At 70.0% G+C, this 12,323-nt stretch carries 10 protein-coding genes; 3 read left to right on the top strand and 7 right to left on the bottom strand.

Annotation, left to right across the window (positions count from 1 at the left end; genetic code table 11):
- Positions 1-328: 328 nt before the first annotated feature.
- Genes C7416_RS28030 through C7416_RS28055 form a run of 6 tightly spaced genes read right to left on the bottom strand, consistent with a single transcriptional unit; the run spans position 329 to position 6,178 of the window.
- Positions 329-673: a Na+/H+ antiporter subunit G gene (locus tag C7416_RS28030; RefSeq protein WP_111521891.1), complete on the bottom strand. Its 345-nt coding sequence runs from the start codon at positions 671-673 to the stop codon at positions 329-331.
- 11 nt (positions 674-684) lie between these two features.
- The gene (locus tag C7416_RS28035) at positions 685-957 is read right to left on the bottom strand and encodes a K+/H+ antiporter subunit F (protein ID WP_025586311.1); all 273 of its coding nucleotides are present in this window, start codon (positions 955-957) and stop codon (positions 685-687) included.
- Entirely contained in the window at positions 942-1,445 is a 504-nt protein-coding gene (locus tag C7416_RS28040) for a Na+/H+ antiporter subunit E (RefSeq protein ID WP_111521892.1), read from the bottom strand. Before C7416_RS28040 ends, C7416_RS28035 begins: the two co-directional genes overlap by 16 nt.
- 4 nt (positions 1,446-1,449) lie before the next feature.
- Entirely contained in the window at positions 1,450-2,991 is a 1,542-nt protein-coding gene (locus C7416_RS28045) for a monovalent cation/H+ antiporter subunit D (protein WP_111521893.1), read from the bottom strand.
- A complete protein-coding gene (locus C7416_RS28050; RefSeq protein WP_111521894.1) occupies positions 2,988-3,374 on the bottom strand; it encodes a Na+/H+ antiporter subunit C in 387 nt (128 codons plus the stop codon). Before C7416_RS28050 ends, C7416_RS28045 begins: the two co-directional genes overlap by 4 nt.
- Positions 3,374-6,178 carry a monovalent cation/H+ antiporter subunit A gene (locus tag C7416_RS28055; RefSeq protein WP_111521895.1) on the bottom strand — a complete coding sequence of 935 codons (2,805 nt, stop codon included), beginning with the start codon at positions 6,176-6,178 and terminating at the stop codon, positions 3,374-3,376. The genes C7416_RS28050 and C7416_RS28055 overlap by 1 nt, the downstream gene beginning before the upstream one ends.
- Before the next feature lie 373 nt (positions 6,179-6,551).
- Here C7416_RS28055 and C7416_RS28060 point away from each other — a divergent pair, with 373 nt between their 5' ends.
- The gene (locus tag C7416_RS28060; protein WP_111521896.1) at positions 6,552-7,979 is read left to right on the top strand and encodes an amidase; all 1,428 of its coding nucleotides are present in this window, start codon (positions 6,552-6,554) and stop codon (positions 7,977-7,979) included.
- Positions 7,980-8,027: 48 nt separating this feature from the next.
- Complete coding sequence (locus C7416_RS28065) at positions 8,028-9,026, top strand: Bug family tripartite tricarboxylate transporter substrate binding protein (protein ID WP_111521897.1); 999 nt, start codon at positions 8,028-8,030, stop codon at positions 9,024-9,026.
- A gap of 25 nt (positions 9,027-9,051) precedes the next feature.
- Here C7416_RS28065 and C7416_RS28070 read toward each other — a convergent pair whose 3' ends face one another.
- The gene (locus C7416_RS28070) at positions 9,052-11,223 is read right to left on the bottom strand and encodes a PQQ-dependent dehydrogenase, methanol/ethanol family (RefSeq protein ID WP_181461335.1); all 2,172 of its coding nucleotides are present in this window, start codon (positions 11,221-11,223) and stop codon (positions 9,052-9,054) included.
- Positions 11,224-11,513: 290 nt separating this feature from the next.
- On the opposite strand from C7416_RS28070, the gene C7416_RS28075 reads away from it, so the two are divergent.
- On the top strand, positions 11,514-12,311 hold the full coding sequence (locus C7416_RS28075; RefSeq protein ID WP_111521898.1) for a crotonase/enoyl-CoA hydratase family protein: 798 nt from the start codon (positions 11,514-11,516) through the stop codon (positions 12,309-12,311).
- Positions 12,312-12,323 lie beyond the last annotated feature (12 nt).

The following is a 12,323-nucleotide window of genomic DNA, read 5'->3' on the forward strand; positions in this document are numbered from 1 at the left end:
ACTCATGGTGTCTCGGGCGCTCCACGGCATGGTTCGTTCTCCCGGGCAGATATCTGCCCGGGAGTGTCAACCATGTCCTCGCACACCTGTCACCTATGTCCCCGGTCCATACATCCCGCAAGCGGGAGAGGGGAGCAGACAAGCGGGCAAGAAAAGCTAGCGGGCTCGCATGCGACAACGCGTGCGAGCGCAGCGACGCACTCCGTGCCAGTGCCCAAAACCTCGGACAGAAAGGACGTCGCCGGCTACGCCGGCGAAACAGCCACGTCCGCCAAGCACGACAAGCAACCAAAATACACCGTACGACCGTCCCGCCCCGAAGCCCCTCTCAATCCCGTATCCGCGGCATCCACCCGCTCCCCCGCGTCCTGGGATCCACCGGCAGTTGCCGCTGCAGCGCCGCCTTGGCCAGCATATGGGCGCTGATCGGCGCGGTCAGGAACAGGAACGCGGTCACCAGCAGCTCATGCAGGCTGGCGTCGCCGCGGAAGCTGAAATACGCCACCGAGGCCAGCACCACGCCGCCCACCCCCAGCGTGGTCGACTTGGTCGGCCCATGCAGGCGCATGAAGAAATCCGGCAGCCGGAACAGGCCGATGGCCCCGACCAGCATGAACACGCTGCCCACCAGCAGCAGCGCGCAGACCATGAATTCGGCAACGGGATGCAGCATGGGCCGGCCTCCTAGTATTCGATGATATCGCCGCGCTGCAGGTACTTCGACAGCGCCACGGTGGCGACGAAGCCCATCACCGCGATCAGCAGCGCGGCCTCGAAGAACACCGCCGAGTCCAGGCTGATGCCCAGCACCACGATGAGCGCGATGGCGTTGATGTTGAGCGTGTCGAGCGCGACGATGCGGTCGGGCAGGCTGGGCCCGCGCAGCAGCCGGCCCAGCGTCAGCAGGAAGGCCAGGCCCAGGATCGCCAGGCAGACCGGAATCACGATGGCAAGCATTGGAAGATCTCCTTGAGCGGGGTTTCATAGCGCGACTTGATCAGCGCGACCAGCGCGGCCTCTTCCTCCAGGTCCAGCACATGGACCAGCAAGGCGCGGCGGTCGTCGCTCAGTTCGGCGCACAGCGTGCCGGGGCTGAGCGAGACGATGCTGATCAGCGCGGTGGTGGCGAGTTCATGCTCGACATCGAGCGGCACCACGATAAATGCCGGGCGCAGCCGCGCGGTGCGCCCCAGCACCATCACCGCCACTTCCAGGTTGGCCTTGACGATGTCGATCAGCACATGGCAGCTCAGGCGCAGGATCAGGTCCGGACGCGACAGGCGGAACGCGCCCAGCACCAGCCAGCGGTCGGCCAGCCGGCCGATGGCCCAGCCCAGCACCGCGCCCAGCAGCCAGTGGCCAGGTGCCATGCTCTGCGCCAGCATCAGCCACATCAGCATCAGGATCAGGCTCAGCCAGGGATGGGGCAGCAGACGACGCAACATGGGCCTACCCCCGCTCGCCAGGCAGCACCGCCCGCAGGTAGGCGGCGCGGTCCAGCAGTTGCGCGGCGGCATCCGCCACGTAGTCGCTGACCGGACGCGCGCCCACCGTCAGCGCCACGTTGCCGGCCAGCAGCAGCATGCAGCAGGCCAGCTTGCGCGCGTCCGGCCGCAGCCGCAGGCGCGCCGCGCCGGGATGGTCTTCGTCCAGGTATTCGGCGCCTTCGGCGACGCGTTGCGCCTCATGCGGCAGGCGCCACAGCAGCCGCGTGCCGGTGCGCGACACGGCGATCAGCAGCAGCAGGCTCGAGCCCAGCACCGCCGGCCACAGCACCGGCATCCACGGCGCCGGCGTGGCGCGCAGGATCATGGCCTTGCCGAGGAAGCCCGACAGCGGCGGCAGGCCCACCGCCGCGACCACGCCCACCAGGTACAGCAGCCCGGCCAGGCGCGAGGCAATCACCGGCGCGCCGTCGGTGCGCGCGGCTTCGGGCTCGAGCGCATCGGCCAGCAGGAACAGCGCGGCCGTGCACAGCGTGGTGCTGAGCAGGTAGTACAGCGCCGCGGCCCAGCCGGCCTGGCTCTGCATCGACACGCACGCCGCCAGCAGCCCGACCGACGCCACCACCAGGTAGCTGGTCGTGGCGCGCAGCGCCGTCGCGGCCAGCGCGCCCAGCGCCCCCACCGCCAGCGTGGCCAGCGCCAGCGCGAACACCCAGTCGTGCAGGAACGGCCCCAGCAGCCCCTGCGCGCCGCCGAAGATCAGCGCATCGCAACGCAGCATGGCGTAGATGCCGACCTTGGTCATGATGGCGAACAGCGCCGCCACCGGCCCCGCCGCGCTGGCATAGGCGCGCGGCAGCCAGAAGTACAGCGGGAACAGCGCCGCCTTGAGCGCGAACACCAGCATCAGCATCGCGCCCGCCGCCACTGCCAGCGGCAGGTCCTGCGCCGGCAGCCCGGCCAGGCGCAGGCCCAGGTGCGCCATGTTGAGCGTGCCCGAGAGCCCGTACAGCACGCCGATCGCCACCAGGAAGAACGACGACGCCACCAGGTTCAGGATCACGTAGTGCAGGCCGGCGCCGACGCGCGCGCGCCCCGCCCCATGCACCAGCAGCGCGTAGGAAGCGATCAGCAGGATCTCGAAGAAGACGAACAGGTTGAACAGGTCGCCCGCCAGGAACGCGCCGTTCAGGCCCATCAGCTGGAACTGGAACAGCGCGTGGAAGTGCCGCCCCTGGCGCGCCGTGCCGTCGCCCGCCGCGGCCAGCGCGGCTACCGCCAGCAGCGCGGTCAGCGCCAGCATCATCGCGCCGGTACGGTCCAGCTGCAGCACGATGCCGAACGGCGCGCTCCAGTCGCCCATGGCATAGACCACGATCTCGCCGCCGGCCGCATGGCGCAGCAGCAGCACCGCCACCGGCACCAGCAGCAGCGTCGCCACCGCGCTGGCCACGCGCTGCGCGTGCAGCCGCTGGGCCGGCATCGCCGTCAGCAGCGCGCCGGCGAACATCGGGATCAGGATGGGCAGCAGCACGGCATGGTTCATGGCCGCGCCTCCTTGTCATCAGCGTAACCGCCCGCGCCGGCGTGGCCGTCGTGCGCCTCGGGCTGGCCGGCGGCGTCGACATGGTCGCTGCCGGTCAGCCCGAGCGAGCGCAGCGCCAGCACCACCGCGAACGCGGTCATGCCGAAGGCAATGACGATGGCGGTCAGCACCAGCGCCTGCGGCAGCGGATCGGCATAGCTGGCCCCCGGCGCGATCACCGGCGGCCGGCCGATCGACAGTCGCCCCATGCCGAGCAGGAACAGGCTGACCGCATACGACAGCAGCGTCAGCCCCAGCACCACCGTGAACACGCGCTCGCGCAGCAGCAGGTAGATGCCGGCGGCGGTCAGGATGCCGATGGCGATGGCGTAGAGCGCGGCCATCAGTCGTCCTCCGTGGCCTGTGCCGGCGGCAGGTTGCGGACGCCCAGATGAGACACGATCACCAGCGTGGTTCCGGTCACGGTGCAGAACACTCCCAGGTCGAAGATCATGGCCGTGGCCAGCTCCACCTCGCCGATGCCGGGCAGGTGGAAGTGGCCGAAGGCGGTGGTCAGGAACGGATAGCCGAAGGCCAGGCTGCCGAGGCCGGTCAGCCCGGCCAGCAGGATGCCGGCGCCGGCGATGGCGCGGTAGTCCGGCGCGATGCGCGCTTCGGTCCAGCGCACGCCGTTGGCGACGTATTGCAGCAGCAGCGCCACCGAGGTGATCAGCGCCGCGATAAAGCCCCCGCCCGGCTGGTTGTGTCCGCGCAGCAGGATAAAGGCCGCCACCAGCAGCGTCAGCGGCAGCATCAGCCGCGCCAGCATCGCCAGCAGCAGCGGATGCGCCTGGCTGGTCCACGGCAGGCCGTCCGGCGCCGCCGACGGCGTCGGCAGGCGCATGCCCTTGAGCAGGGCCTGCACCGCCAGCCCGGCGACCAGCAGCACGCAGATCTCGCCGAGCGTGTCGAAGCCGCGGAAGTCCACCAGCAGCACGTTGACCACGTTGTGCCCGCCGCCGCCCGGCACCGCCTGCTCGATGTAGAACGCCGACACCGGGTCGTAAGGCCGCGTCATCACCGCGTAGGCCGCCACCGCCAGCAGCGTGCCGCCGCCCAGCGCCAGCACGGCATCGCGCACGCGGCGGCCGGTGCGTGGGCGGTCATTCGTCTCGCGCGGCAGGTAGAACAGCGCCAGAACCAGCAGCAGGATGGTCACCACTTCGACCGAGATCTGGGTCAGCGCCAGGTCGGGCGCCGAGAAGCGCAGGAATGCCAGCGACACCATCAGCCCGCAGCCGCTCAGCAGCACCAGCGCCAGCAGCCGCTGCCGGTGCGTCGCCACCACGGCGATCGCGCACAGCGCCAGCAAGGCCAGCGTGGCCGCGCCGATCGGATCGATCGTGCCGGCCGGCACGCTGCCGGCGAGCGCATCCAGGTCGGCCAGGAAATACGCCGGCAACGCCAGCATCGCCAGCAGCATCCAGGCGATATAGGTCGGCAGCGAGCCGTCCTCGAGCCAGCGCGTGACCGCCGCGGCAAAGCGTTCCAGCGCGCGCATGCCGTGTTCGAACGAGCGCCGCGCGCTCAGGTGCTCGATCGCCTGCTGCCAGCGCCGCAGCGCGTCGCGGCGCAGGAAGAACAGGGTCGCGCCGCCGGCCATCGACACCAGGCTCATCACCAGCGGCAGGTTGACCCCGTGCCACAGGTTCAGGCTGTATTCGGGCAGCGGCGCGCGCAGCGTCGCCAGCGACGCGGCCGCGAGCAGGTCGCCCACGGTGTAGGCCGGCACCAGCCCCACCACCAGGCAGATCACCACCAGGAACTCGACCGGCACCTTCATGAAGCGCGGCGGCTCGTGCGGCGGGTAGTTGGGCAGGTCGGGCCGGCCTCCGCCGAAGAACACGCCGTAGATGAAGCGCAGCGAGTACGCCATGGTCAGCGCGCCGGCCATGGTGGCCGCGGCCGGGATCACCCAGTTGAACTCGCCCAGCAGCCCCTGCGCCAGGGTCTCGCCGAAGAACATTTCCTTGCTGAGGAAGCCGTTGAACAGCGGCACCCCCGCCATCGACAGCGACGCCACGATCGCCAGCACCGCGGTGTGCGGCATATACCGGGCCAGGCCGCGCAGGCGGTCCAGGTCGCGCGTGCCGGTTTCATGGTCGATGATGCCGGCGGCCATGAACAGCGAGGCCTTGAACACCGCGTGGTTGATGATGTGGAAGATCGCCGCCACCGTGCTGAGCTGGGTATCGAGGCCGAACAGCAGCGTGATCAGCCCCAGGTGGCTGATGGTGGAATACGCCAGCAGGCCCTTGAGATCGCGCTGCAACAGCGCCAGGCCGGCGCCGACGATCAGCGTGGCCAGCCCCGTCATGCTGACCAGGTAGAACCAGCTGTTGGTGCCGTCCAGCACCGGATAGAGCCGCGCCAGCAGGAACACGCCGGCCTTGACCATGGTGGCCGAGTGCAAGTAGGCCGAGACCGGCGTGGGCGCCGCCATCGCGTGCGGCAGCCAGAAGCTGAACGGAAACTGCGCCGACTTGGTGAACACCGCCAGCAGCACCAGCACCAGCATCGGCAGGTACAGCGGGTGGTGCTGCACCTTGCCCGCCTGCGCCAGCACCACCGACAGCTCGAAACTGCCGCAGATATGGCCCAGCAGCAGCACCCCCGCCAGCAGCGCCAGCCCGCCGCCGCCGGTCACCGCCAGCGCCATGCGCGCGCCCTGGCGCGCATCGGCGCGCCACGACCAGAAGCCGATCAGCAGGAACGACAGGATGCTGGTCAGCTCCCAGAACACCACCAGCAACAGCAGGTTGCCCGCCAGCACCACGCCCAGCATCGCCGCCATGAACAGCAGCAGCAGGCAGAAGAAGCGCACCGCCGATTCATTGCGCGCCAGGTAGTAGCGCGCGTACAGGATCACCAGCAGGCCCACGCCCAGCACCAGCAGCGCGAACAGGAACGCCAGCCCGTCGAGGCGCAGCGACAGGTCCAGCCCGAGCGCGGGCAGCCACGCCACGCGCCAGCCCAGTGCGTGCCCCGGCTGCGCGAAGACCTCGCCGCGCAGGCTCAGCAGCAGCATCAGCGCGGCCAGCGGCACGCCGATGATGACCGGCGCCAGCAGCCGCGGGACACGCGTGCCGATCAACCACGTCAGTGCCGCGGCCAGCAGCGGCAGCGCAAGCAGCAGCGGCAGCGCCATGCCCGCCCCTTCAGCCGTTGCCCGGGGCCGGCAGGTGCCAGCCGGCCTTGCGGCGCAGGCTCAGCCGGGTTGCAGATGGGGCGCGGTGTCGGAGTCGGAGTGTCGGGGCGGTGGTCATGGCGTGGCAGATCTCGGTGGGCGATTGCGGCCGCTACTGTCCGGATTCTGCCGGCATTGCGCCGGCTGTGCCAGTCAATTGGCGCGATTCGCGAAAAAAATCATCGTATCGCGCAGGAAACCGCAGGCGTGTCGCGATGGGCAGGCCGCACCCGCGCCAGGTCATCCGGGCTGCAATGCGGGAGGCCCGCACAGCAAGTTGTAAGATGGCGGAACCACCGCGCCCCCACGCCCCCACCTTCCGGAGCCACCACCCATGAGCGACGCGCTTTGCCTTGCCAGCGCAGCCGAACTGCAGCAGCGCATCCGGCGCAAGGAGATTTCGCCGGTCGAGCTGACCGCGGCCGTGCTGGAGCGTGCAGCCATGCTGCAGCCCGCGCTGAACTGCCTGATCACGCTGTGCGCGGACGAGGCCATGGCCGCGGCGCGCGCGGCCGAAGCGCAGCTGATGTCCGGCGCGACGCTGGGCGCGCTGCACGGCATTCCCTTCACGGTGAAGGACATCGTCAACACCGCAGGCGTTCGCACCACCTTTGGCGCGGTGCCGATGCGCGACCACGTGCCCGCCGAAGACGCCGTGGCGGTGGCGCGGCTGCGCGCGCAGGGCGCGATCCTGGTCGGCAAGACCACCACGCCGGAGTTCGGCTCCAAGTGCCTGACCGATGCGCCGCTGTTCGGCCGCACCCGCAATGCCTGGCATGCCGGGCGCACCAGCGGCGGCTCCAGCGGCGGCGCCGCGGTGGCGGTGGCGAGCGGCATCGCCCCGCTGGCGGTGGCCACCGACGGCGGCGGCTCGACCCGCATCCCGGCCGCGTGCAATGGCGTGGTCGGGATCAAGCAAAGCCAGGGCGTGGTGCCGCACAGCCAGGCCCAGGACCTGTTCGGCAACCAGACCTACGTGACCCCGACCACGCGCACGGTGGCGGACACCGGCCTGATGCTGCAGGCCATGGCCGGCGAGCACGCGTGCGATCCGTGGTCGATCGGCGTGGCCGTGCCCGACTACGTCGACGCCGCGCGGCCACACCGCGACTTGCGCGGCCGCCGCATCCGCTATTGCCTGGCGCCGCCAGGGCGGCCCGTGGCCGCCGACGTGGCGCGCGCGTTCGAGGCCAGCCTGGCGCAGCTGCGCGGGCTCGGCGCGGAACTGGAGCCGTTCAGCGGCGATGGCTTCGACATCGAGCCGGTCTGGCGCACCATCAACCATACGGTGTGGCGCACGCGCTTTGCGCCGATCGTGGCGCAGCACCGCGACGCGCTGAGCCCGACCTTCGTGCGCCAGGTCGAGTCCGCCGCCGCGTTCACCGCGGTGGAATACCAGCAGGCCATGTTCGCGCGCTCGCAGCTGTTTCTGCGCGTGCAGGCGCTGCTGGCGGATGCCGACTGGCTGGCCATGCCCACGCTCACGCGCACCGCGCTGCCGCTGGAGCAGGACCTGTTCGGCCAGATCGAGATCGACGGCCAGGCCTGCCCCGATGTGCGCGCAAGCTGGTTCCCGTGGACCATGCCGTTCAACCTGACCGGCCATCCCGCCATCAGCCTGCCGTGCGGCTTTGGCCAGGACGGCCTGCCGGTCGGCCTGCAGCTGGTGGGACGGATCCGCGGCGATGCCGCGCTGCTGCGCGCCGCCGCCCTGTTCGAATCCGTGCACGACTTCACCGGCCGGTGGCCCGCCCTGCCCTGAGCACCCTGGCCGCCCTGACCGCCTTACCCCATGACCCTGCCGACTGCCATGACTCCATCCTTCCGACCGAAGCGCCGTGTGCTGGCGCTGGCTGCTGTCGCCGCGACCACCCTTGCCCTTGGCCTTGCCGCGCCAGCCCACGCGGCCGACCCCGAGCCGATGCATATCATCGTCGGCTATGCCCCCGGCGGCGCCGCCGACAGCCTGGCGCGCCTGTATGCCGAGCAGCTGCGCCAGGACGGCCACGGCACCGTGGTGGTCGAGAACCGCCCGGGCGCGTCGGCGCGGCTTGCGCTCGACTACGTCAAGCGCGCCAGGCCGGACGGCAAGACCGTGTTCATCGGCCCATCGCCGCTGTTCACCATCTTCCCGCTGACCTACAAGAAGCTGTCGTACGACGCCGACAAGGACCTGGTGCCCGCGGCGGTGCTGACCGACGTGCCGACCGCTGTCGTGACCGGCGTGCAGCAGCCGTACCAGAACATGAAGGAGTATGTCGGCTGGGCCAGGCACAACCCGGGCAACGCCAGCCTGGGCCTGGCCACCATCGGCAGCGCCGGCCATCTGGGCACGGTGGCGCTGGGCAAGGCCGAAGGCATTGCCATCACGCCGGCGGCGTATCGCGGGGCATCGCCGATGCTGGTCGACGTGGTCAGCGGCAATGTGTCGATCGGCTGGGACGCGGTGGCCAGCATGATGCCGCTGTACAAGGGCGGCAAGCTGCGCTTCCTCGGCGTCAGCGGCGCGCGCCGCGCCAAGGCGCTGCCCGAGGTGCCCACCATGAAGGAACAGGGCTTCGGCCAGTATGAGCACGCCACCAGCTGGTACGGCGTGTTCGTGCCCGCCGGCACCCAGCCGGACGTGCTGGCGCAGGTGGAGAAGATGTTCCTGGCCGCGTCGGCCAACCCCGCCACCGCGGCGAAGCTGGAGGCGCTGGGGCTGGAAGTGGTGGCGCGCCCCGGGCAGGAGGGCCGGCGCCGCATCCAGATCGAGCGCGCCGCGTGGAAGCCGATCGTCGAGGCGACCGGCTTCCAGGCCGAGGACTGAGCCCCGGCGCGGCCCTTGCTCCTGCTCAGGGCTTGGGCCGCACCGCGTCCGCGGTGCCCTGGATAAAGGCCTTGATCTTCTCGACGTCCTGCGGCGTCAGCTTGCCGGTGAAGTCTGGCATGCCGCGCGCCATCGCCGGGCCCTTGAACACGACCTTGTCCAGGTTCTCGATGAAGGCGGCGTCGATATAGCCCAGGTTGGGGATATTGCCGCCGCGGTCGACCCCGGGCACGCCGTGGCACAGCACGCAGTTGCTGACGTACAGCGCCGTGCCGTCCCTGACCAGCGCCGGGTCATACTTCACGCCCTGCAGCAGCTTGCCGGCACGGTATTCGGCAAAGGCCGGCAGCGGCGCCTTGCCGCCGAGCGCGAAGGTGTAGACCGTGCCCGGGCCTTGCCGGTTGGTGGCGCGCTGCGCCTGGCCGTAGACCCCGCCCCAGCCGACCGCGACCGAGACATACTGCCTGCCGTCGAGCTCGAAGCTGACCGGCGCGGCAACCACGCCGGTGCCGGTCGGCGATTCCCACAGCTTGTCGCCATTGCGCGCGTCATAGGCGACGAAGCGGCCGTCGGCGGTGCCCTGGAACACCAGGTTGCCGGCCGTGGTCAGCGTGCCGCCGTTCCACGGCGAGACCAGCTCCTGCGTCCACGCGGCCTTCTGCTGCACCGGGTCCCACGCAATCAGCCGGCCGAAGGGCTTGCTTTGCGGCGGCTCGGCGTTGAGGAACTTGGCCGTGTTCCAGCCCACGTTGCCGTGTGGCGTGCCGGGCTTGCCCTCATTGAACTGCCAGCTCTTGTCATCCATCAGGTTGAGCGGCACGTGCTGCGCCGGCAGGTAGACCAGCCCGGTCTGCGGGTTGAACGACATCGGATGCCAGTTGTGCGCGCCGTAGGGGCCGGGGATCGCGTCATAGGCCTTGTCGGCGGCGCGCGCCTCGGGCCGTTCGATCGGGCGGCCGTTGGCGTCATAGCCAGTGGCCCAGTTGACGTCGACGAAGTTCTTCGCCGAGATGAACTTGCCGTTGGTGCGGTCGATGACGAAGAAGAACCCGTTCTTGGGCGCGTGCAGGATGACCTTGCGCAGCTGGCCGTCGAACTTAAGGTCGGCCAGGATCATCGGCTGGGTGGAGGTGTAGTCCCAGTTGTCGCCCGGGGTCTCCTGGTAATGCCAGACGTACTTGCCGGTGTCGGGATTGAGCGCGACGATCGACGCCAGGTACAGGTTGTCGCCACCGGCGGGGCTGCGCTTGCTGCGCGACCACGGCGCGCCGTTGCCGGTGCCGACGTACATCAGGTTCAGTTCGGGGTCGAAGGCCAGCGTGTCCCAGGCGGTGCCGCCGCCGCCCGCTTCCCAGTACTTGCCGCTCGGGTCCCAGGTCTTGGCCGCGGCCGCCATCGACTCGTCCTCGAACGGTTTGGACGGATCGCCGGGCACGGTGAACCAGCGCCACTGCTGCGCGCCGGTGCCGGCGTCGTAGGCGGTGATGTAGCCGCGCACGCCGAACTCGGCGCCGCCGTTGCCGATGATGACCTTGCCCTTGAATACGCGCGGCGCGCCGGTGATGGTGTACGAGTAGCGGCGGTCGATGATGGTGTCCTGCTCCCACAGCTTGCGGCCGCTGGCGGCATCGAGCGCGATCAGCCGGCCATCGTAGGCGGCGACGAACACCTTGCCCTGGTACAGCGCCACGCCGCGGTTGACCACGTCGCAGCAGCCGCGATAGCCAAGCGAACGATCCACCTTGGGATCGAAGCTCCAGAGCCGCTTGCCGGTGCGCGCATCGACCGCATGCACCACGCTCCACGACGCGGTCACGTACATCACGCCGTCGACCACCAGAGGGGTCGCTTCGACGCCGCGGGTCGACTCCAGGTTATAGCTCCACACCAGCCCCAGCTGGCGCACATTGGCCGCATCGATCTGGCGCAGCCTGCTGAAGCGGGTCTCGGCGTAGTCCAGGCCGTGGCTGGGCCAGTCGCGGCTGGTGCTGGCATTGGCGCTGATAAAGGCGCCGTCGACCCTGGCCGCCGCGTTGCGCGGCGCCGCGGCGCTGGCGGGCAGCAGCTGCATCGCCAGCGCCAGGGTGGCAGCCAGCCACGCGGCGGCGCGGGGCCTGCTACGGCGCCTGGTGGTGGTGGCACCTTCGACCGCAACTTCGGCAACGGAATCCGTTGCCGGCTTCAACGCATGGCTCATATCGTCTCCTGAAGGGCGTTCTTGTTGGAATTCGGGACTGCAGGATTACGGAACTGCGCGGAACTGCGCGGAACTGCGCGACACCTGGCGGTGGCCGGGGCCCATCGATCATCGGCGAGCCCTTGCGTTATGGGTACAGGGATAACCCGAAGCCGCCGTCTCTGCCGGCCACGCCACCAATATCCAGCGGATATCGCCGTGCAAGAAATGAATATTGGACGCTGCCGGCCACCGTCGCTTAGCCTTGGCGCCAGGACAGACCCCCGCATTTGCTACCCGGAGCCCCCGACATGAGCCAGTTCCTTCTCTACGATCAGCAGGACCACATCGTCACCCTGACCATGAACGAGCCCGAGCGGCGCAACCCGCTGACCGGCAATACCGCGGTGGCCGAGTTCCTGGCCGCGATCGAGCGCATCCATGCCGACCGCAGCGTGCGCGCGGTGGTGATCACCGGCGCCGGCACGGCGTTCTCGTCGGGCGGCAATATCAAGGACATGGAGCGCCAGGCCTCCGGCACGGTGCCTGGCATGGAGATCCGCCAGGACTACCGCCGCGGCATCCAGCGCTTGCCGCTGGCGCTGTTCAACCTGGAAGTGCCGGTGATCGCCGCCGTCAACGGCGCGGCCATGGGCGCGGGGCTGGACCTGGCCTGCATGTGCGATATCCGCATTGCCTCGGAACGCGCGCAGTTCGCCGAGTCCTTCGTCAAACTGGGCATCATCCCGGGCGACGGCGGCGCGTGGCTGCTGCCGCGCGTGATCGGCCTGTCGCGGGCGGCCGAGATGACCTTTACCGGCCAGCCGATCGACGCCAGGCTGGCGCTCGAATGGAACCTGGTGTCGCGCGTGGTCGCGCCCGACGCGCTGCTGCCCACCGCCTATGAGCTGGCCGGCCGCATCGCCGCCAATCCGCCGCACGCGGTGCGGCTGGCCAAGCGCCTGATGCGCGAAGCCATGCATACCCGGCTGGATACGCTGCTGGAACTGTCGGCCGGCTTCCAGGCGCTGTCGCACCAGACCGCCGACCACCGTGAGGCGGTGCAGGCCTTCCTGGACAAGCGCAACCCGGTCTTTACCGGCAACTGAGCGGCCGGGGGA

It is taken from the genome of Cupriavidus phytorum (assembly GCF_003254285.1).
In the GTDB taxonomy this organism is placed as follows: domain Bacteria; phylum Pseudomonadota; class Gammaproteobacteria; order Burkholderiales; family Burkholderiaceae; genus Cupriavidus; species Cupriavidus phytorum.